Source organism: Sorangium sp. So ce362 (assembly GCF_051519845.1).
Taxonomy (GTDB): Bacteria; Myxococcota_A; Polyangia; order Polyangiales; family Polyangiaceae; genus Sorangium.
This window is the reverse complement of the sequence record NZ_CP150332.1, coordinates 899559-925427: the sequence shown is the minus strand read 5'-3', so window position 1 is coordinate 925427 and position 25869 is coordinate 899559. Positions and strand designations below refer to the sequence as shown.

Sequence of the window (25869 nt, the reverse complement as noted above, 5' to 3'; positions counted from 1 at the left end):
GAGCAGCCGGCAGGGCGTGTGCATCGAGAGCATTCTATCTGCTCTCGCGAGAGCGGTCCAAGGAAGCACCGGGGTGAATTGAGATACCGTGACGACGCGCACCATGGCCCCGTAACACCGACGACCTGCCGAGTTGTTCTCATTACCATAAACCTGTATTTCCGAGGAGGACACGAAGGCGCAGCGCAGTACGGGCGGCCGTCGGAAACGTCCTTGAACCACGTCTGGAACTCGGTGCCTTGCGGGCTGCGTCGGATGAGAGGACATCGCGCCTCCCACTCCCATCCAGCAGGCCCATCCAGACGACCGCCGGACCCCGCGCCCCCCTCTCGCGCCGCGCACCGTCCCCGCCCCACCAGCGCGCTTCCGCTCCGGCCGCACCTCGCGCCGGCGCACTTCCGCGCCGGCGCGCATTTCGATAGGCTCGCCGTCGCTGACGCTGAAGCCCGCCCTCGACGCCCTGCTCTCGCTGCGCGCAAAGACGCTGCTGGCGATCGCCGCCACGCTGCTCGGGCTCAGCTTTGCCCTGTACGGCGTCTCGTCGAGGGCGCTCCTCGCCAACTCCATGGCCGCCGAGGCGCAGGATACGCGCCGCACCGCCCAGGTGGCCCTCAACCTGTTCAACCAGGCCATCCGCGACTTCAACGCGCGCTGGACCGACTGGAGCCAGTGGGACGACGCGCACGCGTTCGTGCAGGACGGCAATCAAGAGTTCGTCCGCTCGAACCTCGTCGCCGAGCTCTTCGACATCACCCGGATCGATCTCGCCGTCTTCGCCGACGCGGACGGAATCCCCGTGTACAGCACCGGCTACGATCACGCCACGAAGCGCTGGGCCCCGCTCCCGCGAGGCATTGCCGAGCGGCTCCGCGTCGGCGATCTCCTGTTCGGGCAGGACGCGCCGGCCAGCGCGGTCCGGGGCGGCATCGTCCTCCTGCCGGACGGGCCGATGCTCGTCTGCTCCCAGCCGAGCGTCGGCAGCTCGGGCCGCGGGCCGGTCGCCGGCTCCGTCACGTTCGGGCGCTTCTTGACCGACGCCGAGATCAAGCGCCTCACCGAGCCCGCCGGCCTCTCGCTCGCCGTGCGCCGGCTCGACGACCCCGACCTGCCCAGCGACTTCCTCGAGGCGCGCGCCGCCATGACGGGCCGCGAGGCGATCCTCGTCCACCCGCTCGGCGAGGACCGGATCGCCGGGTACACCGTCCTCGATGACCTCGACGGCCGGCCGGCGCTGCTCCTGCGCGTCGACAACGACCGGGCGATCCTCAGGATGGGCCACGACACGCTGCGCTACCTCGTGCTCGTGACGGTGCTCGTCGGGCTGGTCTTCGGGGGCGTCACCCTGCTGCTCCTGGAGAAGCTCGTCCTCTACCGGCTCGCCCGGCTCAGCAGGGAGGTCACCGAGATCGGCGGCGTCGGCGACCTCTCGGCGCGGATCGAGATGCCGGGCACCGACGAGCTGTCGCGCCTCACCGGGTCGATCAACGGCATGCTCTCGGCCCTCGAGACGAACGCCCGGCGGCAGAGCCAGCAGAAGGCCGCCCTCGAGCAGGCGAAGGCGGCGGCGGAGCGGGCCCACGAGCGCTCGGACCGGCTCCTCCTCAACATCCTGCCGAGCTCCATCGCCGAGCAGCTGAAGGAGCACGAGCGGCTCATCGCCGAGCACTTCGAGGAGGTGACCATCCTCTTCGCGGACATCGCCGGCTTCACCTCCCTCGCCGCGCGGCAGAGCCCGGCGGAGCTCGTCGGCCTGCTCAACCGGATGTTCTCGTCGTTCGATCAGCTCGCCGAGCAGCACGGCCTGGAGAAGATCAAGACCATAGGAGACGCCTACATGGTCGTCGGCGGGCTGCCGTCGCAGCGCCCCGATCACGCGAGGGCGATAGCGCGGATGGCCCTCGCGATGACCCGCGCCATGGACCAGTTCCTGGCCGACGACGGCGAGCCGTTCCGGCTGAGGATCGGCATCAACACCGGGCCTGTCATCGCCGGGGTGATCGGCAAGAAGAAGTTCAGCTACGACCTCTGGGGCGACGCGGTGAACGTGGCGAGCCGCATGGAGTCGAGCGGAGAGCCCGGGAGAATCCAGGTGAGCGAGGCGAGCTATGCCCGGCTCGTGGGGGACTTCCTCCTCGAGGAGCGGGGCCTCGTGACGATCAAGGGCAAGGGCGCGATGAAGACGTATTGGCTCGTCGGCGAGACGACACCGCAGTAGCGCCGCGCGGCGCCCACGCGGCCCGCGCCAAGGCCACGATTGACAAGGCCTGGCGGGCGTGCAAAGGCTGCCCCCTCCCCTCCCCGCCCGATGTCAGAAAAGGAGCGACGCGCCCTCATGGACAAGCAGGCCTCGAACGAGACGACGCTTCCCGTCACCGTCCGCGAACCGGGCCCCGGAGAGGACCGCGACGAGCTCGTGCGCCTCCTGTTCGGCGAGGCCGCGGCGTCGGCCAGGCGGCCCGAGGAGTACGAGGCGCGCTATCCCCGGCGCGCGCTGCCCAAAGGCGCGATGGTCACCCGCTTCGCGCCGAGCCCCACCGGGTTCATGCACATCGGCGGCGTCTTCGTGTCGCTCATCAACAAGCGGCTCTCCCTCCAGAGCGAGGGCGTCTTCTTCCTCCGCCTCGAGGACACCGACGTGAAGCGCGCCATCCCCGGCGCGATCGACACCATCGTCGACTCGCTAGCACGCTTCGATCTCTCCCCTCACGAAGGCGTGCTCCGCGCGCCGGCCAAGGAGGGAGGAGCGTCGCGAGGCGAGCTCGTTCAGCAGGGCAACTACGGCCCTTATATCCAGACAGAGCGGGCCGAGATCTACCGGGATTACGCGATCGACCTCATCCGCCGCGGCTTCGCCTACCCCTGCTTCTGCACGGTCGAGGAGCTCGACGCCATCCGGCAGGAGCAGGAGACGCTCCAGAAGAAGGCGGTCCAGGAGCAGAAGGCGCTCCAGGAGAAGGGCGTCCAGGACCAGAAGCCCGTCGCGATCAAGACCGGTTATCACGGCCGGTGGGCGAAGTGGCGCGACGCGCCGCTCGCCCGGGTGAAGGAGGCGCTCGCGAGCGGCACCCCGTTCGTGCTCCGGCTGCGCGCCCCGGACGACGTCTCCGGCCGGGTCGAGTGGAAGGACGGCGTGAAGGGCGTCATCTCGATGCCCGTCAACGATCTCGACACCATCCTCCTCAAGTCGGACGGCATCCCCACCTACCACTTCGCCCACGCCGTCGACGATCACCTGATGCGGACGACGCACGTGATCCGCGGCGACGAGTGGATCTCGTCGATGCCGCTCCACCTGCAGCTCTTCCGCGTGCTCGGGTTCAGGCCGGTCGAGTACGCCCACGTCCCGCCGATCCAGAAGCTCGACCACGTGGAGGAGGCGGACCCGGAGACGGGCGCGCTCAAGGTCTCGGACGCGCGGCGCAAGCTGAGCAAGCGCAAGGACCCCGAGGCGAACATCGCGTATTACCGGGAGATCGGCGTCCCGGAGACGGCCACGATCGAGTACCTGCTCAACATCGCCAACTCCGCGTTCGAGGACTGGCGCAAGGCGAACCCCGACAAGCCCTATTCCGCCTTCCCCCTCAAGCTGAACAAGCTCGCCCCCGGCGGCGCCCTGAGCGACCTGGTCAAGCTGAAGAGCGTCAGCCAGGCGGTCGTGAGCCGGATGAGCGCCGAGGACGTCTACACCCAGGGCCTCGACTGGGCGAGGGCGTACGACACGGAGCTCGCCGCGCTGATGGAGCGAGATCCGGAGTACACGAAGCGCGCGCTCGGCATCGAGCGCGGCGGCAAGAAGTCGAACAAGCGCATCGTCACCTGGCCCGACCTGCGCTCCCAGCTCTTCTTCTTCTACGACGAGCTCTACGGCCGCCTGGAGTCGTTCGATTTCCCCGAGAACGTCCCGGAGGCGGATCGCAGGCCGCTGCTCCGGCAGATGCTCGAGGTCTTCGATCCGGCCGACTCGAAGGAGGCGTGGTTCGAGAAGATCCGGCAGATCGCGGTGGCCTCGGGCTACGCCGGCGAGGTGAAGCAGTACAAGGCCTCTCCCGAGTCGTGGAAGGGCCATGTCGGCGACGTCTCGATGCTGCTCCGGGTCGCCGTCTGCGGGACGCGCAACAGCCCCGATCTCACCGAGGTGATGGCGGTCCTGGGCGAGCCGCGCGTGCGGGCGCGCATCGCCCGCTTCCTCTGAGGCGCGCCGTGACACGGGCCGCGCGCCCGGAGCACGGGCGCCCGCGGCGATAGGAGGAACGATGAGCGAGGTGTGCCGGTTCGCCCCGTCGACCACCGGGCCCGCCCACCTCGGCACGCTCGCGGCGGCGCTGCTCTGCTGGCTGGACGCGCGGTCGCGGGGCGCGCGGCTGCTCCTCCGGCTGGAGGACCTCGATCCCGACCGCTGCCGGCCCGAGCTCGCGCGCGCCCTCGAGGAAGATCTCGCGTGGCTCGGGCTCGATTTCGACGAGCGCCTCGAGCAGCACACCCGGCGGGCGCACCACGAGGCGGCGATGGACCGGCTGGAGGCGCTCGGCGCGCTGTATCCCTGCTCCGCGACCCGCGAGGAGGTGCGCGCGATCGGCCGGCGCGCGCCCGACGGCGGCTGGGCGTACGACAACCGCGCACGCGGCCGCGCGCTGCCGCCCGGCGGGTGGCGCGCGAGCGTCGAGCCGATCCGGGCGCGGCTGCCGGACGAGGTCTTCCGGCCCGTCGACGAGGGCGGGCTCGACCTGTCGCAGGAGCCCGCGCTGGCGATGGGCGACCCGGTGGTGCGCCGGCGCGACGGCGCGTTCTCGTACCAGCTCGCGGTGGTGGTCGACGACGGCGCGGCGGGCGTCACGCGCGTCGTCCGGGGGCGCGACATCGCGCCGAGCACCGCGACGCAGGCGGCGCTCCAGGCGCTGCTCGGGCTGCCGGCGCCTGTCTACCGCCACCACCTGCTCCTCCTCGAGGAGCGCGGCGGCAAGCTGGCCAAGACGCACGGCGCGGCGCGCGGCGCGGCGCTCGCCCGGAGCGCGCCCGCGCTCTGCGGCGCGCTCGCCTGCTGCGTCGGCCTGCGGGATCGCCCCGAGCCGTGCGCGCCGGCGGAGCTGCTCCGGGAGTTCAGCTGGTCGCGCGTCGCGACCGAGGACCGCGTCGTGAGCGCCGGCGACGGGGTGCTCCGGGTGACGACGCCGGGCCCGTGAGGGGCGCGCCGCTCAGGCGGGCAGCAGCGACGAGCCGGCGAGGCCCAGCCACGGAAGCAGCGTGGCGATCGCGTTCGGGCGCGGCAGATCGTCGTCGTCGTCGTCGTCGTCGCGGCGATCGTCCTCACGCTCGCGGCGGGAGTGACCTCCGAGCAGCGTCCAGGCGCGCCGCGCCTGCTCGGCGAGGTCGCGCGTTCGACTTGGTGAGGCGTCGTTTCCTAGGGGTGTCATGTCGGGCCGCCGCATACCATGGCTCCGGGTCGGCGCGCCAGCATTCTGCGCCGGCGCAGCGCGACCCGCGCGACGCTCGCTGCCTCGATGGGGGCCGGGTTGATGGCGGTGCTCCTCGCGTTCCGGCCCATCGGGCGCCACGCCGGGACGAAGATGCTCCTCTGCGTGGGGCTGTTCGGCCTGGCGACGGTCGTGTTCGGCCTGTCGCGCAGCTTCCTCCTCTCGCTCGTCGCGCTCACCGTGATCGGCGCCGCCGACATGGTGAGCGTCGTCGTGCGGATGACCCTGGAGCAGCTCGCCACGCCGCCCGAGATGCGCGGCCGCGTGAGCGCGGTCAATAGGGTGTTCGTCGGCGCCTCGAACGAGCTCGGAGAGCTCGAGTCGGGCACCCTCGCGCGGCTCATCGGCACCGTCCCGACCGTGATAGTCGGCGGCCTCGGGACGATCGCCGTCGTGGCGCTCTGGGGATGGCTGTTCCCCGAGCTGCGCGCGGTGGACCGGCTCGAGGACACGCGCGCGACCTCCGAAGAAGACGCCGCCGAGAAGGCGTGATGCGCGCCGCGCCGGGGTGGCTCGCCCGCCCCGGAAGGCGCGGCGCCGTCGCTCCGATCTTCGCGCGGCCTCGATGAGGGCGAGTCGTTCTCCCGGGGCTCGGGGCAGCCAATCCACGCTCAATCCACGCTTCATGCCCGCGACAAACGTCGCGAAATCACGCTGGTGCGAAGCAGGTGCGAAACCGATTGCGCACCGCGTACCTCCGTCCGCACGATTGGCAATTCGACGAGGGCGTTATAATGCACGCTGAGCGGCACACGAACATACAATGCATGACGATAATCCCAGCCAGGCTGTTCTAAATGCTTGACGCAGAGGGAGACCAGTACCTTACATATGTCATGGAGTCGATCATCGCGTGGGCGGTCAGCATCATGATCACATGGGCTCCGCCCGGGACGAGCCACATCAAGGATGCGATCGAGACGCCCGAGGACGGCCGCGCGCGCTACCACGAGATCGCGCGCGCGGCGGCGAAGGTGGCGTATGATCCCGAGTTGAAGCCGGTCTTCGGCGGCCCGCGCGGGCGAGCCGAGACGATGGCGCTGCTCCTGTCGATCGCCTATTTCGAGAGCGGCTACCGTCGCGACGTCGATCTCGGCCTCGGGAAGCTCGCGCGCGGCTCTGGGGTCGACTCCTGTCTGCTCCAGATCCGCGTCGGCCCCGGCAAGACGCGGGAGGGGTGGTCGCATGACGACCTCGTCTCGGACCGCGAGAAGTGCTTTCGCGCAGGGTTCGCGCTGATCAGGAAATCCTTCGGCGCGTGCCGCAAACAGGACGCGCGCGACAGGCTCAGCGCCTACACGCGCGGCAGGTGCATCGCCGACGACAAGCACTCGAGAGCACGTATGGGACGCGCGCAGAACGTGCGGCGCGCTCCGATGACGGACGAGGCGGTGCTCGCCTCCATGCCGGGGGGCAAGGCCAAACCACCGCCGCAGGCGGCGCCGCCAGCGGTCGGAAACGATAGCTAGCGCAGGGTCGGGCTCAACGCCCTTTGGCTCGGGAAGCCGGGTTGCTCCAGAGTCCTCCGCGCCCCGCGGAGGACGAGAATGAGCCCACGGCCAGACCGGCTGAGGCGATGGCAGCGGGGCGCGCGGCTCAGCCGCGGAGCAGGGCCATGGCCGCCTCGGCGGTGAGGTAGCTCTTGCTCTTCATGCCGAGGCGGATGGACGACAGGCTCACCTCGAGCTCGCCCTGGATCGCCGCGAGCGTCAGCGCGTTGTGGCAGTAGATGTTGATGAGCTTCGGGCTGCCGCCGCTCCTCGCGTGCAGCAGCTGCTGTGACGCGAGGTCCAGGTTGAGCCCCCGCCCGCTCCCTCCGACCGACCGCATCCTGAAATCGATGTACTCGATCATCTCCTGCTGCGTCATGCCAGGGAGCAGGAGCGATTGGGCGCCGGAGTAGAGCTCGCGCGGCACGCCGTTCGACGCGAGGGTCGGGGGCAGATCGGGGGCGCCCACCAGGATCATCGACAGCCTGCCCTGGGGGGCGCAGCGGAGGATGTCGTGGAGCTCCATCAGGAGGTCGTGATCCTCCGGATCGACGCCGTCGACGACCAGGACCGCGATCGCGTCCGACCCGGCGCGGAGGAGCGCCTGCCCGAGGAACGCGTCGACGAGGAACTGCTGGCTCAGGGTGGGTGAGACGGCCGACGCCCCCACCTGCCTGCACAGCGACACGAGAGGCCGCGTCCCGAAGAGCAGCTGCGGCTCGATCGAGAAGACCTGGATGCGAGGGACCTTGTTCTTGATCATCTCGCACACGAACGTCCGGCCGCTCCCCGGCTCGCCCACGAGGATCGCCGGGCGCTGCCCGGCGACGATCTGCGACGCCAGGGTCCTCAAGATCCACGCATACGGGCCCGCATCCCAGAAGGAGCTCGGCTGTCGGATGTCGCTGAACGGATACCCGGTCAGCCCGAAATGGTCACGGTAGCTGTACTGGCCGGTGAAATGCCCGCTCGTGCTCGCGCTGTTCACCAGGATCGTGCCCGTCGGCGTCGCGAGCGTGCCCCTCGTCGGCAGCGGGAGCTGGCTTATCCGCGTATCGGCGAGATCCACCCCGGAGCCCAGCGCGGAGCCCTTCGGCTCCGGCAGCTCCCGCGGCCGCACGCTGCTGCGCCGGAGCATCAGCATGTCCTCGAGGAACGCCACGATGTGCCCGGCGGACGGCCGCTCCTGGGCCCGCTTCGACATGCAGCGGCGCAGGAGCTCCGCGAGGAGCGGATCGATGTCCGGCATCGACAGCTTCGGATCCGGGACGGGCGTGTGGCAGTGCGCCTGGAAGCAGCCGGCGAGGTCCCGCGCCGAGTACGGCGTCCGGCCGACGAGCAGGTGGTAGAAGGTGCAGCCGAGGCTGTAGATATCGGACGGGGGCGCGATCTCCTGCCCGGTCCACTGCTCCGGGCTCATGTAGAACGGCGTGCCCTCCAGCGTGCGGGAGGTGCCGGTGCTGCCGAGCGGGCCGCTCTCCGGGTGGGACGCCAGGCCGAAGTCGGCGATCTTGAGCGTCCCCGACGCGGTGAGCAGGAGGTTCGCGGGCTTGATGTCGCGGTGGGAGATGCCGAACGACGCCGCGAGCTCGAGCGCCGCCGCAGCCTCGCGCATCTTCTCGATCCCGAACTGCTCCGGCAGGCGGCCGCCGTGCTGCTTCGCCGCCTGCGCCATGGTCAGGCCGTGGACGTACTCCATCGCGATGTAGCGGACGTCTTCGTCCTCGCCGACCTGGAAGATCTGCACAACGTTCGGGTGGAGGAGGCGCGCCGCCGCGCGCGCCTCGCGCAGGAAGCGGTCGCGCCGGTCGGGGTCCGTGTCCGCGCTCCCCTTCGCGATGAGCTTCACCGCCACATCGCGCTGGAGGACGCTGTCCCTGGCCAGGTACACGGCGCCCATCGCGCCGATGCCGAGCAGCTGGATCAGCTGGAAGGGTCCCAGCCATTGTCCTACCAGGTGGGTCAGCGTCATCGCAGGATCCGCGATCATTGGAAGCTTGCTCCCATGTTGACATCAACCCCCCGCGCTCGCCCAGCGCATGCGTCGGCCCGAGGTCACAACCCGCGCGCGCCGCTCACAGCCGCCCGGCGCCCTGCCCCGCGTCGCTCCGCACCCGGCCCCGGCCCAGGACGTGGCCCATGGTGAACGCCGAGAGGACGAGGACCGTGACGATGATCGGCACGGCGTAGGTCGCGAGGGACGCGATGCTGGGCGACGCCCTGTCCGCCGCGGCGCCCGCCACGGCCACAGCCTTGTCGGGCCCGCCCACCGTGAGCAGGATGGCCGTGGCCATCGAGGCGGAGATCGAGAGCAGGGCGATCGCGAGCCCGGCGACGAGGCCGCTCGGCCCGGTCGGCTCCAGCACGACCGGCGCCGCCAGGGCCGGCCCAACGGGGGCCACCGGCGCCGCGGCGGGGACCGTCACGAGCGGGCCGTCCAGCTTGACGTGGACGTTGAGGACCATCTCCTGCCCCGACCACGGGAGGACGATTCCTTGCGGATTCGCCGGGCTCGCCTTCGCGCCGGCGGCGGGCGTCGGGGCCCGTCGCTCCTCGCGATCGAGGCCGCTGGCCGCCAGGGCCTCGTGGGCCGGGTTCGTCTGGTAGTGCAGCGTGTCGGCGTCCTCGTCGAGGGGGCCCGGGCGCCTCTTCCGCGGCATCACCTCCGTGACGCTCTGCGCGGCCGGCTCCCGCGGCTCCGACAGGGGCGGCCGCTGCGGGCGCTCGCGCGGCGCCGGCGCCGCGTCGGCCTTGCCCGGAGCCCCGCCGCCGGCGTGCTCGGCGGCCGCCTTCTTCATCACGTCGGCGATGAGGCCATAGACCTCTTTCCACGCCGACTCGGCGTCGCTCGTCAAGCCGTCGCCCAGCCCCTCGCGCAGCGTCCAGAGCAGCGCCTCGCCCACCAGGTCGTAGTGGCGATCGACGACCATGTAGCCGTGGTGCCGGGCGCCGAGCGACTTGAGCACGGGTACGAGCTTGGGCAGGTTGTTCAGCCCATCGACGGCCACCGCGAGCGTCTGCATGAGCTTCTTCTTCTGCTCGGCGATGTCGTTCTTGAAGAACGGCCGCACCGACGGATCGAGCTCGAAGAGACGGTCGTAGAAGAGCGCCGCCGCGGCGTCCGAGATGGGCATCACCTTCGCCCACGAGCGCTGCACGAGCTCGATGGTGCGCGGGCTGATCGACGCGACCGGGCTCGCGCCGGCCGCCGCGGTCCCGGCAGCCGGCGGCTCGCCCTGCTGCCAGGGGGGGACGACCCCGACGAGGGTCCGCGCGGCCATCTTGGCCGACGAGGGCGGCGGCACCGAGTTCGGCCGCTGCGCCGCATCCGCCGGGCGCCCCGCGGGGCCCGGCGCCGGCGGCGGGGCGTTCACCCGGGAGCCCTCCTTCCCGCCCGGCGCCGGCGTCGGCGGGAGCACCTGCGTGGTGCCCACCGCCACGTGCGCGACGGCGGCCTTCTTCATCACGTCCGAGACGACGCCGTAGACCTCTTTCCACGCCGACTCGACGTCGCTCGAGAAGGCGTCGCCGAGCCCCTCGCGCAGCGTCCAGAGCAGCGCCTCGCCCACCAGGTCGTAATGGCGCTCGGCCACCATATAGCCCTGGTGCCGGACGCCGAGCCCCTGGAGCACGGGCACGAGCTTGGGCAGGTTGTTCAGCCCATCGACGGCCACCGCGAGCGTCTGCATGAGCTTCTTTTTCTGCTCGGCCATATCGTTCTTGAAGAGCGGCCGTACGGACGGATCCAGCGTGAACAGCCGCTCATAGAACAGCGCCGCCGCGGCGTCCGAGATGGGCATCACCTTCGCCCAGGACCACTGCACGAGCTCGATGGTGCGCTGGCTCAGGAGCTCGGCCGGAGGCGTCGTGCGCGCGGCCTTGTTCAGGAAATCGGGCGCGCCGTAGGCTCCCGGCCCGCGCTGGGTGGCGGGTCCGGCCGATGCCGCCGCGGGCAGCGGGCGCGCCGCGGGAGCAGGCACGCTGATGCTTCGTTGCGGCTTGGCGGCATCCCCCGGCGTCGCCGAGCCGCGCGTGTTGGTCGGGGGTGCGAAGGGATCGTTCGGTTTGGCCATCGTGGGTTGTCCGCTGGAGGTTACCGGGATTGCATCGGTGAGTTGCGCGCCGCGGCGCGCGCGTTCAGAGCACAGGAGCCGCCGCTATCGCCATCCTACATCACGGACCCGGCGCCTGCCTACGGCGCGGCAAGAGGGCCTGCCCAGGGCACAGCGAGACGGCTGCACCGCCGGCACGGACGCCCCCGCGGGAGGGCCGCTCACCCGCGGGCGGGGAGCAGGCCGGGGGCGCGGCGCCGTGGAGAGCGGGCCCGGGGGGCGCGGCGCCGTGGAGAGCGGGCCCGGGGGCGCGGCGCTGTGGAGAGCGGGCCGGGCGCTCCTGCGTTTCGCGCCGCTCTGCCGGGGCTCGCAGCAGGACGCGAGGCCGCCTTCGGCACGGCATTGCGCGAGGACAACGACAGAAGCGAGTGAGTTCGCGCCACGGACGCTCGGGGCTCCGTGGAAGAAGCGACCTGTTACCGTCCCTGGCCGCGCCGTGTCGGACGCGCTCCGGTGCGGGTGGAGTGGCGGGGAGCCAGGGCGCGAGTCGCGGCCGGGCAACCCAGGACACCTTGCACGAGGGTCGCACCGGACGAGCAGGCGACGCGCAGAACGACAGGGCTCACCGGAAAGGCGGCCCGTCGGGGTCCCTCAGATCGCCGCTCCGCCGGCGTTCCTGGTGCTGCGATGTCGACCCAGAAAACGAAAAACGCGAGGTGGCCTGTTCTGGCCAATCCTCGCGTTCTCTTGCTGCTTTGATGCTTCTTGGGTCGTGGTTGCGCGGGCGGGATTTGAACCCACGACCTTCGGGTTATGAGCCCGACGAGCTACCAGGCTGCTCCACCGCGCGAGGTGGAATCTACTCACAGACCCGCCCTGGTCAAGGATTCTCTCTCGGCACCATGTCGATTGTGTCCACCGCGCGTACCGGGGGAAGCAACCGCGGCTGAGCCCACCCGATCAGACGAGCGAGCCGAGGCGGCATGGGTTCCGCGCGCGCCGCTTCCGCGCGCGCCGCTTCCGCGCGCGCCGCTTCCGCGCGCGCCGCTTCCGCGCGCGCCGCTTCCGCGCGCGCCGCTTCCGCGCGCGCCGCTTCCGCGCGCGCCGCTTCCGCGCGCAGCAGCGGAGTCGCCGGCCCGGGCGCGCGGCGCTCGCTCCGGAGCCGCCGCAGCCGCCGCAGCCCCGGTGGCGGTGGCCCCCTACCCGTCCCTCAGCCCAGCCAGTCCGGCACGAGCGGCGACGGCGCCGCCGTCGAGATCACCCAGAGCTGGTGCGCCGCGCGCGTCGCCCCGATATGGAGCAGGTGCCGCGACTCGGCGTCCGCCGAGTAGGTCGACGCGTTCACGTCGACCAGCACCACGTAGTCGTACTCCAGGCCCTTCACCTGCCGGATCTCCGTCACCTCGACGCCGGGGCGGAACGCGAACTCGTAGGCGCGCACGCGCCGGAGGTTCGGGACCTCCGCCATCTTGAGGGCGTCGTAGTAGACGTCCGCCTGCTCGGGGTGGCGCGCCAGGATCGCCAGCGTGGCGCGGGGCTCGCGGGCGAACAGCGGGCGGATCGCGTCCGCCAGGAACGCGACGGCGGCGCCGGCGCTTGGGAAATGGTGGTGCTCGACCGGCGCGCCGCTGCGCGGCGCGAGGGGCGGCGTCGGATCCGCCAGCGGGCCCAGCACCGCGCGGGCGAACGCGAGCACCTCGCGCGTCGAGCGGTACGCGATGCGCAGCGGCTCGACGTCGACCCGCGACAGGCCCAGGTCGTCGAGCGTCGCGCGCCAGTCGCGGAAGCCGGAGTCCATGAAGAGCCGCTGCGCGGTGTCGCCCGCCAGGGTCACGCTGCGCGGCTCGGCCACCACGCCGAGCAGCACCGCCAGGTCGATCGGCGCCAGATCCTGCGCCTCGTCCACGAAGAGGTGCTCGTAGACGAGCACGTTCTTCCCCTTGCGGAGCTCGCCCCGGAGGAGCTGGTACGCCCGCAGGAGGAGCGCGTCGTCCTCCGGATCGAGCACCGCGCGGTCGTCGCTCGAGACCTCGGCCCTGTCCGCGCCGCGATCGTCGTCGCCGTCGTCCGCGGGCTCGTCGGCCATCGCCGCCTTGCGCTCGGCGCGATCGCCGGGGTCGAGATCGAGCACCGCGGGGCAGCGGTCCGCGCACCAGCGCCACGCGCGCTTCACCTGCTCGGGGCCGAACTCGGGGTCGTTCGCCGCCGCGAACGCGGCCGTCACCCGGTCGAGATCGGTGAGCACGTCGGCCCAGAACGCGAGGGTCCCGCGCGAGTCGCGCCGCGCCCGCGCGTCGTCCTTGAGCTCCGACGCGCGCTGCTCGAGGAGGTGGAGCATCGCCGGGTGGGTCTTGTAGCGGGTCACCACCGAGGGCGTGTTCTCCTCGACCGGCGCCTCGAGCCACGGGAACGCGCGCTTCCTGGCCGCGCGCGCCCACTCGGCGAAGGTCTCCACCGCGATGCCGCCCAGGCCGAGCGCGGGGAGCGCCTCGCCGATGTACGCGCGGAGCGCGGGGCTGCCGACGATGACGAGCATCTTGTCGGCGGTGAAGCGGCGGCCGCCGTTGTAGGCGAGGAAGGCGAGCCGGTGGACGCCGATCGTCGTCTTGCCGCTGCCGGCGCCGCCCTGGATGACCACGATGCCGGCGTCCGGCTTCGAGATGAGCTCGAACTGCCGCGGGTCGAGGAGCGCGGCGATCTCCGGCAGGTGCCGGTCCTCGCGCGCGTGGAACGTCGCCCCGGTCCCGAGCCCGCCGCGCGCGCCGCCCGTCGCCGCGCGCGCGATGTCGCGCATGTCCTCCGGGCGCACCGCGCTGCCCTGGCCGCCGGCGAGCTCGGCCGCCCGCGTCGCGATCTCGCGGAAGCCCGAGGGGGCCCGCACGAACGTCCCCTGCGGCGCCGAGATGCGGCAGAGCTCGCCGCCGTCGATGGTCACGGTGCGCCGCACGAGCACAGTGCCCTCGACCTCGCGCTCGCCGAAGGTCTCCTCGTAGTCCGCGCCCTCCTCGTAACGGTAGTAGATCTGGCTGACCGGGGCGTGGCGCCAGTCGACGATCCGCACGCCCGCGCTCGCGTCGACGAGCGTCGTGCGCCCGATGAGCACGTCGCGCTCGGGACGGCCCTTCTCCCGCAGGCGCAGGTGGCCGAAGTAGGGCGCCTTCGGATCGACGGGCTCGACAACGTTCTCGCTCCGCCGCGCGGCGATCCCTTGCAGGCGCTCCATCTGCTGCACCAGCGCCGGGATGTCCTCCAGCCGCGCCGCCGCGATCTGATCGCGGAGCGAGAGGAGCTGCTCCTCGTGGTTCTCGATGGGCGGCGGCCGCGACGGCTTGGTCGCCACGGAGGCGAGGTGCGCGGTCACGCGGGCGAGCAGGGCCTCCTCCTCGCTCACGATCGCCTCGCCCTGCGCGCTCAGCCCGGCGCCGGGCGCGCCGTCGGCGGGCTGGGTCGGCGAGGTCATGACGGTGGCCGAGGTCGGCTCGGTGGACTGCTCTTCGGTGTGCGTGGGGCTCGTAGAACGATTCGCGGTCACGGGAATGCCGATGCGATGAGGATCAGGTGACAGGCTGAGCAGCAGCGTCAGCACGGCAGACATCTGTCGCTGCCCGTTGACGCAGGAGGGTCGGACCTATTGACCGATCCGGCTCAGCTCCGCAACTGCCGCGTGGGGCCCCCCACCTCGACCGCGCGCTGGCAGCACGTCGGCGCTCGGGCGGCGCGCGCCGGCCGAGCGCCCTCGCGGCGTAACGCGCCCTGCGTCCGCCGGTGGATCCGCCGCGGGCGGTGGCGTTCGGGATTGAGGTCGCGGGGGCGAACACCGTACAAGGCAGCGATGCAAAACTGCGCGACCCGGTCCGACCGGCTCCTCGAGCTGATCCTCTACTCGCTGCGCGATCGCGGGGCGCTCTGCGCGCTCGTCCTCGCCGCCTACCGGGCCGAGCTGACGTGCCTGCTCGACCGCGTCTCCGCCGGCTCGCTCGGGGACGACGACGCTCGCGAGGTCGCGCCGTACGTCCACAGGGGTCGCGCAGGCGGAGCGCCTGCGCGCGCGCGCGCAGGCGTTCGCCGCGCGGAGCCGCGGGTCAGCGAGGAGGACGCGTTCCTCGTCTATGATCTCGCCGGGTGCATCGCCGAGGCGGCCGCCGCGGCCCGCCTCCCGGTCGTCCGCCGCGACGCGCTCACCCTGCGCGAGAAGGCGGCCGAGGTGCACGCCGGGGGCGAGCGCGCCGAGCGGGACATGTTTGCGGCCGGGCTCAGGGTCATCGACCGGATCCTCGACGCGGCGCGCGCGCAGCCCGCGCCCCGGGACGAGCCGGCGAGCAAGGACCTGAACTGAGCGCCGCCGGCGGGCGGCGCGACGCGCCGGGCCGCTCCCGTGATCTCCGTCCACGACCCAACCCCAACGAACACCGCGCGGCGCGCAGGCATCACCGGAGGACGGCGCTGGAGGCCGCGGCTCGATCTCTCCGCGGGCGCGGGCGTGCGTGCACGCCGGGCGCTCCATCGCTGGCTCGCTCCCTGCACAGGGTGCCGCCGCGGGGCGCCCCGCCTCGGTCCCCTGGGGCCCTCTCGCCTCGAGGTGGATCGCGCCTGCACTGAAGGACAGCATGAGCACCCCTTGCGCCGGCTCCCTCTCCGCGCCGCGAACGCTGCGAAGCCCGCTGTGGCACGCGGCCGCGAGCGCGCCGATGCGCGTCTCCTTCGCCGGAGGAGGCAGCGACCTGCCGGGCGTCGCCCGGCAGGACGGCGGGCGCGTCGTGGGCGCGGCGATCGATCTGCGCGTGCGCGTGATCGTGGAGCCGTTCGATCGGGGCTGGGTGCGGATCGAGCTCGCCGCGCGCGGCCAGGGGCAGCGGCCGACGGAGGGCGCCGGCGCGGGGGGCGCGGGGGCCGGCGCGCCGCGCGTCCTCACGCGGCGCCGCGGGGAGCCTCCGCGCGACGACCTCGCGTTCCGTTTGATCGAGGCGACGCTCTCCGCGACGGGCGTGGGCGACGGGGTCGCCCTCCGGGTCGAGAGCGAGATGTCGCCCGGCGCTGGCCTGGGCGGCAGCGCGTCGGTGGCCGTGGCGGCGCTGTTCGCGCTGCGCGCCTCGGTCGGGGAGGCCGCCGCGGCGGAGGAGCTCGCGCGCGAGGCGGTCGCGATCGAGCGCGAGCGCCTGGGCAACGCGTGCGGCGCGCAGGATCAGGTGTTCGCGGCGTTCGGCGGGCTGCTCGATCTCGCCTTCGACGCGCGCGGCTGCTCCGGGGTGCGCCCGCTCGCGATCGGCTGCCCGGAGCTCGTGCCCGCGCTCTCGGCCGGGCTGCTGCTCGTCGACACGGCGGTGCGGCGCGTGTCCGGCGACGTGCTGGATCGGATGGACCCCGGCGCGGCGAGCGAGGCGAAGGGCGAGCTCGTGGCCGCGGCCGGCGAGGTCGTTCGCGGCTTCGAGATCGGCTCGCTCGCGCTGGTGCTCTCGGGGATGCGCCGCGGGGCCGCGGCGAAGGCGCGCCTCTCGGAGGCGGCGAGCGCGATGGCGCGCGCGCTCGAGCGGAGGCTCGACGGCCTCGGGGTCGAGGTGCTCCGGATGTGCGGCGCGGGCGGCGGAGGGCACATCCTCGTCTGGGCGCCCGCCGAGCGCCACGCGCGCCTCCTGGACGCCCTCGGGCCGTGCCTCGTGCGGCGGCCTGCGATCGGGGCGGCGGGCGTGCGGCGCGATCCGGCGTGAGAGGGAGCTGAGCGCGGGCGCGGCCCTAGGCGCTCGTGCGGAGGCGGGCCTTGCGCGCGCCGCGCTCCAGCGCGAGCGCGATGAGCCGCCCGACCAGCTCGCGCGGCGGGATGCCGCTCGCCTCCCAGAGCTTCGGGTACATGGAGATCGCCGTGAAGCCGGGGAGGGTGTTGATCTCGTTCACGTACAGCTCGCGATCGGGCGAGAGGAACAGGTCGACGCGCGCCATCCCCGACGCCTCCAGCGCGCGGAACGCGCGGAGCGCGAGCAGCTGCACGGCGTTCGCCTCGGCCGGGGAGAGGTCGGCCGGGATCCTGATCGTGGCGCCCTCCGCGTCGATGTACTTCGCGGCGTAGGAGTAGAATCCATCGGCGTGCCCGACCACGATCTCGCCGGGCGCCGAGGCGATGGGATCGTCGTCGCCGAGCACGGAGCACTCGATCTCGCGCACCCCCTCGATGCCCTGCTCGCAGACGATCTTCAGGTCGAACTCGAAGGCGTGCTCGACCGCCGCCTCCAGCTCGGAGCGCGCCGCCACGCGCCGGACCCCCACGGACGATCCGAGGTTCGCGGGCTTGACGAAGATCGGCCCGAAGCGGCCCGTCCCGGCGGCGGACAGGCCGGCGATCTGCTCGAGGCACGCGCCGCGATCGCGCTCCCACGCGGCCCGGCGGAGCGTGACGTGAGGGACGATCGGGAGCTCCGCTTCGCGGAGCAGCCGCTTCATCACGTCCTTGTCCATGCCCACGGCGGAGCCGAGGACACCGGAGCCGACGTACGGGACGCCGGCGAGCTCGAGGAGGCCCTGGATGCACCCGTCCTCGCCTGTCGGCCCGTGCAGGACGGGGAAGACCACGTCGATCGGGGAGCGCGCGCCGCCCGGCACGGTCAGCGTCGCCTCGCCGGCAGGGCCCGGGTGGGCGTCGAGCGAGATCTCGGGCATGGCCTCGTTCAGGCGGGCGAGGCGGGGATCGCGCGCCGCGCCGAGCAGCAGCGCCTCTTCCTGGAGCAGCCAGCGGCCGGATTTGTCGATGCCGACGAGCACCGGCTCGAAGCGGTCGCGATCGAGCGCCTCGACGACGAAGCGCGCGGACAGGAGGGAGATCTCGTGCTCGGCCGATCGACCGCCGAACAGGACGGCGACGCGCACCTTGGCGGGGTTCCGCATGGCGGCACCCTAGCCGCGATCGCGCGCGGGGGCGAAGAAGGCGCTGCCGGGCAGGCGCGGCGGGGAGAAGGCGCTGCCGGGCAGGCGCGGCGGGGAGAAGGCGCGGCCCGGCAGGGGCGCGGCGGGGAAGAGGGCGCGTTACTCGGAGAGGACGCGGAACGACGCGCGGACCGTCGCCATCGCCACGCGCGCGATGTGGCCGTCCGCGAGCTCGACGTCGACGGCGGTGAGCCGGCCCTGACGCTCGATCAGCCGGGCCACGCTCACCCTGGAGCCCCGGGCGACCTCGGCGCGGGCGACCGTGACGTCCGCGAGGGCCTCCAGCTGGACCCCGACGGCGATGCCGCTCGCCCCCTTCGCCGGCGCCTCCTCGGCCGCGCCCGCCGCTCCGCCGGGGACGACCACGGCGAGCGCCGCGACGACCGCAACGATGAGGCCGCCAGCCGTGCTCCTTCGACTGCGGATGAGCATCGCGCTGATTCTACGCGGAAGGTCGGCGATGTCACCTGCGATGTCGCCGGATCCGGCGCTCCGTCCAGGAAGCCCCTCGCGACGACATCGAGCGCGCCTGTCGGCACAGAACACAGCGGCGCATCCCCCACCTGGAGCGCGGCGCCGGAGCACGCCCCGGAGCCGGGAGCTCCGCGCGCCCCGGCCGCGCGGGCGTGCTCCGCGGCGCGACATCATCGAGCCCGGCAAAAAGGGTCCCAATGCGCGGTCCTCGCTCGTGTCCGACGAAGGCGAGGAGGCATGATGAAATCACGATCGCTCTTTTCGGTCAAAGCCGCGCTGCTGGTTCTCTGCGTCTCGATCCCCGAGGCCGCCGCGCAGGACAGGACCCCGACCAGGCAAGAGAACTACAGCTACAGGTTCACGGACGACCTCCTCGATGCCTCGAACGGCGCCGCGTCCGGCGCCATGCTCCAGGTCCGGCAGCTCGGGCGCCGCGACAGGCTGCTCCGGCCGAGACTCCACTTCATCCCGGAGATGCTCAAGTCGGTCGAATCGATGTGATGGGGCTCTCCTCGAGGAGCCAATCGAGGTCCGTCGAAGATCCCCTCCACCGTCACCGAGGGCCGGCGACGACTCGCCACCACGTGGCCTGGCTGGCGCCCCCGACGAGCTTTACGATCATTGTACACTCTATCAAGTGCGGCCTGGACAATACAAATCGCGCGCCGTCGTCAGAAGCAGACGGGAATCCACCCCTGGAAGGAGCGTTGCCACAAGCGCGTCCGCTGCTCCAGGCCGCATCGGGCACATGCCGCTCTACAGCGGTTTCCGCCCACCTCTGCTCCGTACAGAGCAGAGCGGCGGTCACCCGCACAGGAGACGGGCCCAGATCGGCGTTTTCGGCGCGCAAGCGCACTCCGGTGCGCTGAGCACCGAAAACGTCGAGGTGGGCCCGTATCCGAAGCGGGTGACCGTCGCTCTAAAGCGGCCAGATGGCGACGCCGCGGAGCGACACAAGCGCTCCGACCGGCAGCGAGCGGTACGCGACGCCCACGCCATCCACCGAGAAATCGTTGCGCCGGAGCGGCACCAGCGCGGCGGCGCCGACGTCGAATCCGAGCGGACCTGCCAGCCTCGCCAGCGACAGCTCGAGCGGCACCGCCAGCCACGCCGTCTCCGCGACGTCGTTTCGCGTGTAGCCGCTCGCCACCACCTTCAGCAGGCCGGCGTGAAGGCCGGAGCACACCTCGAAGCGCAGCGCCTCCGTGCCGGCAGCGGCGAAGCAGGCGCGCACGGCGCCGCCGAGCAGCGTTTCGCGGAGCTCGCCCGGTCCGTGCTTCAGCGTCTGAGGAACAAGCCATAGGGCGCCAAGCGTCGTTCGAAATCGCGCGCCGCCGACGCCGAGCTCCGCGGAGAGCGCGGGCGCCACGGGGCGCACCACGCCGAACAGGCCGGCGGCGCCGGCCGCCAGCGTGAGCCGCGTGGCCCCGCGCTCCGAGCGCGGCGCCTCGCCCTCGCCCTCCCGCGCGCCGCCTCCCGTGGGCCCGGGCGGCGCGAGCGGCGCCCGGGCCGGAGCCGCGGGCGGAGGCGCCGGCGCTTCGGGGGCAGGCGAAGGCTCGTCGCGCGCGCCGGCGTCGGGCACCGGCAGGGACGACGCCCGCGCGTCGGAGTCGAGCAGCAGGGCGAGCGTCACCGCCGTCGCCTGCTCGAGCGCGGCGCAGCTGGGACCGCGATCGCGCAGCACACGCGCGCCGCCTCCGCTGCGGATGGCCGCGCCGAAGCCGTCGGCGCCGCGGGTGAAGTCGACGTGGTAGGCGCCGCTCGCCCCCGTTTCGGGTCGACCGCGCAGCTGCTCGACGCGCTCGATGAGGCGCGCCGCGTCCGGACAGCTCTCGGCGCCGTCACCGCGCGTCACGCTCAGATACGGCCCGGTGTGCGCGCTGGCAGCCCCCGAGGTGGCCAGAACCGCGCAGCAACCGACGAGAAGAGCGCGACTGCTCCGCATGGGGACGGCGCGAGCCTAGCCGCAGCCCGGTGCACGCGCATTTTTTTGTGATCGCCCCGGGCCGAGCTCCCCACTAGGTGGCCGAGTGATATCGTTCCTGAAAAATCCCGCGCCCGCGCCCGCGCCCGCGCCCGCGCCCGCGCCCGCGGCTTGCGTTCATCTCGCTCGCTAGCAGGTCCCCCGGACGCCACGGGCATGAGCACACCGGACCCGAAGTTTCGAGCCCTCTATGACGCGCATTTCAACTTCGTCTGGTGCTCGCTCAGGCGCCTTGGCGTGCGCGAGGCGGACGTGCTCGACCTGGCGCAGAAGGTGTTCTTGACCGCGCACCTGAAGCTCGCCGAGTTCGAAGGTCGGTCGCTCATCACGACCTGGCTCTTCGGCATCTGCCATCGGGTGGCGAGCGACTACCGGCGCTCCGCGCGGTTCCGGCGCGAGGTCACGACCGACGCCGCGGAGATGGACCTTTATGGCGCCGCGCCCGAGGATCTTGCGCTGAGCGCGGAGTCGCGACAGCGCGCGCAGGCGGCGGAGGTCCTCTTGAACAAGCTGCCGGAGCCGCAGCGCCTCGTGTTCGTCCTGTTCGAGCTCGAGGAGATGTCCGGTCAGGATATCGCCGACCTGCTGGGTATCTCCGTGGGCACCGTGCGCTCACGCCTTCGCCTGGCGCGCGAGACCTTCTCGCGCGAGGTCAAGCGTCTCGCCCTGGCGCAAGGCACGGACCGAAAGGAGGCCGTGTGACGGGGGATCCGGAACGACTGCTGAGCGCCAGGAGCGGAGCGGACCCGCTCGAGCGCGAGCTCCTGGGGAGCGTGCGCCACGTGGGTCCGCCCGAGGGCGCCAAGGAGCGCGCGTGGCGCGGTATCGCGAGCCAGCTGGCCGCGGGGGCGGCCGTCGGCGTCACGACCGGCGCCGGCGCCGCCGCCGCCACGAGAGCGGGAGTCGGTTCGCTGGGGTCGACGGCGCTCGCGATCAAGACAGCGGCGGTGCTCGTGAGCGGCGGCGTGGTGCTCGGCGGCGCCTACTTGGCGCTCTCAACTCCTGTCGAGGCGCCCGCGTCGCACCGCGCGGCGGGCGAGGAGCCGGCGCCGGCGGTGGTGCCGCAGGCCCCGGTGATGTCGGCGCCAGAGCCCAGGGCGCTCCCCGAGCCGTCGGTGGCGGGTCCGACCGCGGGAGAGCCGAGCCGGAGGCCGAGCGGACCGAAGCCGGCCGACAGCGGGCCGAAGCCGACCGACCTGCTGCGCGCCGAGAGCGCGTTGCTCATGGAGGCGCGCGCCGAGCTGCGCTCCGGAGATGTGGCGGCGGCTGCGGCGACCCTCGAGCGCCTGCGCGCGCAGTTCCCGAGGGGCGTTCTCCGGCAGGAGCGCGAGGTGCTGGCCATCGACGTGCTGGCCGCACGCGGCAACGCGCAGGAGGCGAAGCGGCGCGCGCAGGCCTTCGTCAAGCAATATCCCGGGAGCCCCCACAGCGCGAAGCTGAAGCGGTTCCTGGATCCGCCGTGAAGCGCTGGCCGGCCGCGTGCATCGCGGCGCTCGGCGGCCTCGCGGCCTCCGGGTGCGATGCGGAGATCACCTCGGTCGGCGCCTTCACGCCGGTCGTGTCCGGCGCGTCGTACGTCGAGGCGGAGCTCGGAGAGCTGAGCGAAGGCTTCACCGTGGGCGAGGACAGCCGCGCCTCCGGGGGCCGCTTCATCGTACCCCCCGGCGGGGTGAGCTCGGGCGAGGCGCCGGGGCTCGCGCGCGCTCGCTACCGCTTCGAGGCGCCGAGCGGCGCAGAGTACGTGATCTGGGGGCGGATTCACGCTCCGAACGCCATCAACAACCGCCTCTGGTTCCGGGTGGACGGCGGCCCCTGGACCCTCTGGCGCATCAGCGTCGGCGACATCTGGTTCTGGGACGATCTCCACGACGACACTCGTTACGGCGAGCCGCTCCGCTTCTCCCTCGCGGCGGGAGCTCACGAGCTCGTCATCGCGGATGCCGTCGACGGCGTGGGGCTCGATCGGCTGTATTTCACGCCGGATGGCGACGAGCCTCCGGGCAACGACACGCCCTGCGATCCGCCGCACTCGATCGAGATCGGCGGTGAATGCCTCCCGAGCTGCGGCGCCTTGAAGGGAACCGAATGCGGCCCCGTCGCGTGCGCCGGGCGCGAGGCGCTCGATGCCTACGATTGCTCGGTGTGCTGCCACATCGAAGGGCCATGAGCCGAGCCGCTCCCGCCACCGAGCCGGAGCTCGTCGCCCGGAGACACACCCTTTCGTACCCAATCAAAGCGTCTCCGCGGTTCGTCGGCGATAAAATGTGATCGCGCCAGTGCTCGCTCGCCACCTACCCGGAGGTGCCGGTAGTCCCGAGCGGAGCCATGAATGAAACCATCCTTGATTGAACAATCCACCGCTCACGGAAGCGTGGGTCTGCTCGCCCTGGCGTTCACGCTGTCGGCGTGTATCGGCAACCTGGGCGGCGGCGGCGACGGCTCGTCGCCCGGGGACGACGCGGGGGGCAGCTCGAGCAGCGGAGGCTCGGGGTCGATGGGCCCCGGCGAGGCGCTGGCGTGCGACGCGAACGTCGTCGATCCTGGGCCCTCGCCGATGCGCCTGCTCTCGCGGGAGCAGTACCTGAACACCGTGCGCGACCTCGCCGGGGACGTGCCCGGCCTGGAGGCGGCGCTCGGTCCCGCGAACGAGGCGTCGGCGTTCGGTCTCTTGCAGCCGGACGTGACGCAGGTCGAGCTCGAGCATTTCCAGGCTGCGGCGGACGCCATCGCCGCGGCGATCGTCGGCGATCCGACGTCGCTCGGCGAGGTGGCGCCTTGCGAGGGCGGCGCCGAGCCGCGCGCGTGCGCGCGCCAGCTCGTCGTGACCTTCGGCGCCCGCGCCTACCGCGCGCCGCTCACGGACGCGGCGGACATCGAGCGACACCTGCAGCTCTTCAGCGCCGGCGCGGAGACGAGCTACGAGCACGGGATCGAGCTCCTGCTCCGCGGCATGCTGCAATCGCCGCGCTTCCTGTACCGCGTCGAGATCGGCACCGCGGAGAAGGTGGGCGATCGGGCCGTGAAGCTCTCTCCGTACGAGGTGGCCGCTCGCCTCTCCTACACGCTGTGGGGCACCCTGCCCGACGCCCGGCTGGACGAGGCGATCGAAGGCGGCAGCCTGACCAGCAAGGAGGGCGTCGCGGCGCAGCTCGGCTGGATGCTCGAGGACGAGCGCGGCAAGAAGCTTGTCAATCGCTTCCTCGGCAGCTGGACCCACCTGAACGGCGTGACCGGCGTGGTGAAGGACGAGAGCGCCTTCCCCGAGTGGCAATCTCGATCGTTCCGCGAGTCGCTGCGCGGGCAGGCCGACGCCTTCTTCGAGCACGTGCTCCGCGACGAGGGCGGCAAGCTGAGCGCGCTCTTCACCTCGACGACCGTCTTCTACAACAAGGACCTGGGCGGGTACTACGGCGTCACTGGCGGCGACTCCTTCCAGGCGCTCGAGCGCACCGACGGCACCGCGTCGGGCCTCCTGACGCTCCCGGCGCTGCTCGCCGTGCAGGCGAAGCCCGCCGAGAGCTCGCCGATCTACCGGGGGAAGTTCGTGCGCGAGGCCCTGCTCTGCCAGCAGCTGCCGGCCCCGCCGGCGAACATCCCCAAGCCGCCCGAGGTCGACCAGAGCAGCTCGACCCGCGAGCGGCTCTCGCAGCACGAGGTGGACCCGGGCTGCGTCGCCTGTCACCAGCTGATGGACCCGATCGGCTTCGGCTTCGAGAGCTACGACGCGCTCGGCCGCCACCGCGAGCTCGACGGCGGCAGGCCGGTCGACGCGAGCGGCAGGGTGATCGCCACCCGCGACATGAACGGCGAGTTCGTGGGCGTGGCGGAGCTCGGGGCCATGCTCGCGGGCAGCGCCGAGGTGGAAGAGTGCGTGGCGCGCCAGTGGTTCCGCTTCGCGATCGCCCGCTTCGAACAGGACATGGATGGTTGCTCGATGAAGAGCTTGCTCGAGACCTTCAGGGCCGCCGGTCAGGATCTGAACGCGCTGCCCCGCGCCATCGTGGCGACGGACGCCTTCCTCTACCGTCGCGCGATCGACACGCACACGCCCACGCAGGAGATGCCATGAAGCGAAGAGGCCCGATCGATCTCCGGACCCAGATCAGCCGCCGCAAGCTGCTCGGCGGGCTCGGCGCCCTGACCGTCGCGCTCACGAGCCCCATCTGGCGGAGCGCCACGGTGTTCGGACAGGACGCCAGGCAGCCGGGCGCCAGGCGCTTCATCGGCATCTTCTCGGCGAACGGCACGGTGCCGTCGTCGTTCTTCCAGCCGGGAGACGCGCACGAAGCGCCGCTCTCGCTCGGCCCGATCCTGGCGCCGCTCGAGGAGCACAAGCAGAGGATGCTTGTGCTCAAGGGCGTGCACATGAGCTCGACCGTCGAGGACGAGCTCGGCGTCCCGAGCGCGAACAAGCCAGGCGGCCCGCACATGAAGGGCCCCGGCGCGATGCTGACGGGCGGCTCGCTGCTCGCCGGCAGCTTCACCGGCGCGGGCGGCCCTGCCGGCTGGGCGGATCGCATCTCGGTCGATCAGGCCATCGCCCAGCGCATCGGCGGCGACAGCCCGTTCCCGTCGCTCGAGTTCGGCGTGCGCATCGAGGGGCAGGAGCCGCTGCGCGTCATCTCGTACCGCGGCCCGAACCAGCCGAACATCGCCGTCGACGACCCGTTCCAGGTGTACGCGCGCATCTTCGCCGACGCGGATCTCTCCGACACGGAGCTGCAGCGGCGGATCGCCGAGCGCCGCAGCGTGCTCGACTTCCTCAAGGACGATATCGGCCGGCTGCAAGCGCGCGTCGGCGCCGAGGACAGGAATCGGCTCGAGGCCCACCTCGGCGGCATTCGCAACATCGAGCAGCGGCTGCAGAGCTCGGCGGTCTCGTGCACGCCGCTCGCGATGCCGGAGAAGTTCGACACGCGCGCGATGGAGAGCTATCCGAAGGTCGGCCGGCTGCAGACCGATCTGATGCTGCTCGCGCACATCTGCGGCATGACCCGCGTCTCCACGTTCATGTGGGCCAACGCCGATAGCTGGCAATACTACCCCTGGATCGGCGTGAACGAGGAGCACCACGAGCTCTCCCACGCCGGCGATGACGACGCGGTCGCCAGCGAGAAGCTCGTGAAGATCAACCGCTGGCACAGCGAGCAGGTGCAGTACGTGCTGGATCAGCTGGCGCTCGCCAGGGAAGTGGACGGCAGCTCGATGCTCGACAGCACCCTGCTGCTCTGGGGGAACGAGCTCGGCGCCGGCAACACGCACTCGTACAAGGACATCCCCTGGGTGCTCGCGGGCGGCGCGGGCGGGTACTTCAAGATGGGCCGCGCCATGAACTACGCCGACCTGCCGCACAACGACCTGCTCGTGTCGGTGTGCAACGCCATGGGCCTCGACGACGTGACCACGTTTGGCATTCCCGGCGTGTGCACCGGGCCGCTGCCGGGCCTCGTGGTCTGACGGCCTGAACCGCGGGCGGCGGGCCACGT

20 protein-coding genes and 1 tRNA gene are annotated in these 25869 nt (G+C 72.2%); 13 read left to right on the top strand and 8 right to left on the bottom strand.

Translation table 11 applies throughout. From position 1 onward, the window contains the following. Positions 1-565 precede the first annotated feature (565 nt). The 3 genes from WMF17_RS03690 to WMF17_RS03680 all read left to right on the top strand — a co-directional run bounded on the left by WMF17_RS03690 (position 566) and on the right by WMF17_RS03680 (position 5180). Entirely contained in the window at positions 566-2215 is a 1650-nt protein-coding gene (locus WMF17_RS03690) for an adenylate/guanylate cyclase domain-containing protein (RefSeq protein WP_437648145.1), read from the top strand. Between the two features lie 117 nt (positions 2216-2332). Beyond that, positions 2333-4192: a glutamate--tRNA ligase gene (locus tag WMF17_RS03685; RefSeq protein WP_437648143.1), complete on the top strand. Its 1860-nt coding sequence runs from the start codon at positions 2333-2335 to the stop codon at positions 4190-4192. 61 nt (positions 4193-4253) lie between these two features. Further along, positions 4254-5180 (top strand): glutamate--tRNA ligase family protein, encoded by a 927-nt coding sequence (locus WMF17_RS03680; RefSeq protein ID WP_437600576.1) that lies wholly within the window; start codon positions 4254-4256, stop codon positions 5178-5180. Positions 5181-5192: 12 nt separating this feature from the next. Here WMF17_RS03680 and WMF17_RS03675 read toward each other — a convergent pair whose 3' ends face one another. Continuing rightward, the gene (locus WMF17_RS03675) at positions 5193-5411 is read right to left on the bottom strand and encodes a hypothetical protein (RefSeq protein WP_437600575.1); all 219 of its coding nucleotides are present in this window, start codon (positions 5409-5411) and stop codon (positions 5193-5195) included. An 87-nt stretch (positions 5412-5498) separates the two neighbouring features. On the opposite strand from WMF17_RS03675, the gene WMF17_RS03670 reads away from it, so the two are divergent. Further along, the gene (locus WMF17_RS03670) at positions 5499-5963 is read left to right on the top strand and encodes a hypothetical protein (RefSeq protein WP_437648141.1); all 465 of its coding nucleotides are present in this window, start codon (positions 5499-5501) and stop codon (positions 5961-5963) included. A gap of 305 nt (positions 5964-6268) precedes the next feature. Further along, positions 6269-6940: a hypothetical protein gene (locus WMF17_RS03665; RefSeq protein WP_437648139.1), complete on the top strand. Its 672-nt coding sequence runs from the start codon at positions 6269-6271 to the stop codon at positions 6938-6940. A 127-nt stretch (positions 6941-7067) separates the two neighbouring features. Here the strand turns inward: WMF17_RS03665 and WMF17_RS03660 are convergent, their stop codons facing one another. The 4 genes from WMF17_RS03660 to WMF17_RS03645 all read right to left on the bottom strand — a co-directional run bounded on the left by WMF17_RS03660 (position 7068) and on the right by WMF17_RS03645 (position 14545). Continuing rightward, a complete protein-coding gene (locus WMF17_RS03660; protein ID WP_437648137.1) occupies positions 7068-8951 on the bottom strand; it encodes a protein kinase domain-containing protein in 1884 nt (627 codons plus the stop codon). A gap of 85 nt (positions 8952-9036) precedes the next feature. Continuing rightward, a complete protein-coding gene (locus WMF17_RS03655; RefSeq protein WP_437600571.1) occupies positions 9037-11034 on the bottom strand; it encodes a globin family protein in 1998 nt (665 codons plus the stop codon). 752 nt (positions 11035-11786) lie between these two features. Then, positions 11787-11863: transfer RNA gene (locus tag WMF17_RS03650), tRNA-Met, on the bottom strand. Between the two features lie 360 nt (positions 11864-12223). Then, the gene (locus WMF17_RS03645; protein WP_437600570.1) at positions 12224-14545 is read right to left on the bottom strand and encodes an ATP-binding domain-containing protein; all 2322 of its coding nucleotides are present in this window, start codon (positions 14543-14545) and stop codon (positions 12224-12226) included. A 300-nt stretch (positions 14546-14845) separates the two neighbouring features. Here WMF17_RS03645 and WMF17_RS03640 point away from each other — a divergent pair, with 300 nt between their 5' ends. Beyond that, complete coding sequence (locus WMF17_RS03640) at positions 14846-15349, top strand: hypothetical protein (protein ID WP_437600569.1); 504 nt, start codon at positions 14846-14848, stop codon at positions 15347-15349. 271 nt (positions 15350-15620) lie between these two features. Continuing rightward, entirely contained in the window at positions 15621-16718 is a 1098-nt protein-coding gene (locus WMF17_RS03635) for a GHMP family kinase ATP-binding protein (protein WP_437648135.1), read from the top strand. Positions 16719-16743: 25 nt separating this feature from the next. Here the strand turns inward: WMF17_RS03635 and WMF17_RS03630 are convergent, their stop codons facing one another. Next, entirely contained in the window at positions 16744-17886 is a 1143-nt protein-coding gene (locus WMF17_RS03630) for a D-alanine--D-alanine ligase family protein (protein ID WP_437600567.1), read from the bottom strand. Between the two features lie 138 nt (positions 17887-18024). Continuing rightward, positions 18025-18357, bottom strand: coding sequence for a hypothetical protein (locus tag WMF17_RS03625; RefSeq protein WP_437600566.1), 333 nt, complete (start codon positions 18355-18357; stop codon positions 18025-18027). A 279-nt stretch (positions 18358-18636) separates the two neighbouring features. On the opposite strand from WMF17_RS03625, the gene WMF17_RS03620 reads away from it, so the two are divergent. After that, positions 18637-18900: a hypothetical protein gene (locus tag WMF17_RS03620; protein WP_437648134.1), complete on the top strand. Its 264-nt coding sequence runs from the start codon at positions 18637-18639 to the stop codon at positions 18898-18900. 418 nt (positions 18901-19318) lie between these two features. Here WMF17_RS03620 and WMF17_RS03615 read toward each other — a convergent pair whose 3' ends face one another. Continuing rightward, positions 19319-20254 (bottom strand): hypothetical protein, encoded by a 936-nt coding sequence (locus WMF17_RS03615; protein ID WP_437648132.1) that lies wholly within the window; start codon positions 20252-20254, stop codon positions 19319-19321. 285 nt (positions 20255-20539) lie between these two features. On the opposite strand from WMF17_RS03615, the gene WMF17_RS03610 reads away from it, so the two are divergent. From WMF17_RS03610 to WMF17_RS03590, 5 genes are all read left to right on the top strand, one after another. Next, the gene (locus tag WMF17_RS03610; RefSeq protein WP_437578103.1) at positions 20540-21085 is read left to right on the top strand and encodes an RNA polymerase sigma factor; all 546 of its coding nucleotides are present in this window, start codon (positions 20540-20542) and stop codon (positions 21083-21085) included. Next, a complete protein-coding gene (locus tag WMF17_RS03605) occupies positions 21082-21846 on the top strand; it encodes a tetratricopeptide repeat protein (RefSeq protein WP_437648130.1) in 765 nt (254 codons plus the stop codon). The genes WMF17_RS03610 and WMF17_RS03605 overlap by 4 nt, the downstream gene beginning before the upstream one ends. Continuing rightward, a complete protein-coding gene (locus WMF17_RS03600; protein ID WP_437600562.1) occupies positions 21843-22550 on the top strand; it encodes a hypothetical protein in 708 nt (235 codons plus the stop codon). Before WMF17_RS03605 ends, WMF17_RS03600 begins: the two co-directional genes overlap by 4 nt. Positions 22551-22724: 174 nt before the next feature. Next, positions 22725-24452, top strand: a complete 1728-nt coding sequence (locus WMF17_RS03595) for a DUF1592 domain-containing protein (RefSeq protein ID WP_437648129.1) — start codon at positions 22725-22727, stop codon at positions 24450-24452. Further along, positions 24449-25840: a DUF1552 domain-containing protein gene (locus tag WMF17_RS03590; protein WP_437600560.1), complete on the top strand. Its 1392-nt coding sequence runs from the start codon at positions 24449-24451 to the stop codon at positions 25838-25840. Before WMF17_RS03595 ends, WMF17_RS03590 begins: the two co-directional genes overlap by 4 nt. The last annotated feature ends 29 nt before the right edge of the window (positions 25841-25869 follow it).

What these genes read in the sequence shown, in the direction of transcription:
- WMF17_RS03620 (WP_437648134.1), top strand. Translation starts at nt 18,637, where the DNA reads ATGATGAAATCACGATCGCTCTTTTCGGTCAAAGCCGCGCTGCTGGTT.
- WMF17_RS03655 (WP_437600571.1), bottom strand. Translation starts at nt 11,034, where the DNA reads ATGGCCAAACCGAACGATCCCTTCGCACCCCCGACCAACACGCGCGGC.
- WMF17_RS03680 (WP_437600576.1), top strand. Translation starts at nt 4,254, where the DNA reads ATGAGCGAGGTGTGCCGGTTCGCCCCGTCGACCACCGGGCCCGCCCAC.
- WMF17_RS03685 (WP_437648143.1), top strand. Translation starts at nt 2,333, where the DNA reads ATGGACAAGCAGGCCTCGAACGAGACGACGCTTCCCGTCACCGTCCGC.
- WMF17_RS03670 (WP_437648141.1), top strand. Translation starts at nt 5,499, where the DNA reads ATGGGGGCCGGGTTGATGGCGGTGCTCCTCGCGTTCCGGCCCATCGGG.
- WMF17_RS03610 (WP_437578103.1), top strand. Translation starts at nt 20,540, where the DNA reads ATGAGCACACCGGACCCGAAGTTTCGAGCCCTCTATGACGCGCATTTC.
- WMF17_RS03625 (WP_437600566.1), bottom strand. Translation starts at nt 18,357, where the DNA reads ATGCTCATCCGCAGTCGAAGGAGCACGGCTGGCGGCCTCATCGTTGCG.
- WMF17_RS03630 (WP_437600567.1), bottom strand. Translation starts at nt 17,886, where the DNA reads ATGCGGAACCCCGCCAAGGTGCGCGTCGCCGTCCTGTTCGGCGGTCGA.
- WMF17_RS03640 (WP_437600569.1), top strand. Translation starts at nt 14,846, where the DNA reads ATGCAAAACTGCGCGACCCGGTCCGACCGGCTCCTCGAGCTGATCCTC.
- WMF17_RS03590 (WP_437600560.1), top strand. Translation starts at nt 24,449, where the DNA reads ATGAAGCGAAGAGGCCCGATCGATCTCCGGACCCAGATCAGCCGCCGC.
- WMF17_RS03635 (WP_437648135.1), top strand. Translation starts at nt 15,621, where the DNA reads ATGAGCACCCCTTGCGCCGGCTCCCTCTCCGCGCCGCGAACGCTGCGA.
- WMF17_RS03660 (WP_437648137.1), bottom strand. Translation starts at nt 8,951, where the DNA reads ATGATCGCGGATCCTGCGATGACGCTGACCCACCTGGTAGGACAATGG.
- WMF17_RS03690 (WP_437648145.1), top strand. Translation starts at nt 566, where the DNA reads ATGGCCGCCGAGGCGCAGGATACGCGCCGCACCGCCCAGGTGGCCCTC.
- WMF17_RS03665 (WP_437648139.1), top strand. Translation starts at nt 6,269, where the DNA reads ATGCTTGACGCAGAGGGAGACCAGTACCTTACATATGTCATGGAGTCG.
- WMF17_RS03675 (WP_437600575.1), bottom strand. Translation starts at nt 5,411, where the DNA reads ATGACACCCCTAGGAAACGACGCCTCACCAAGTCGAACGCGCGACCTC.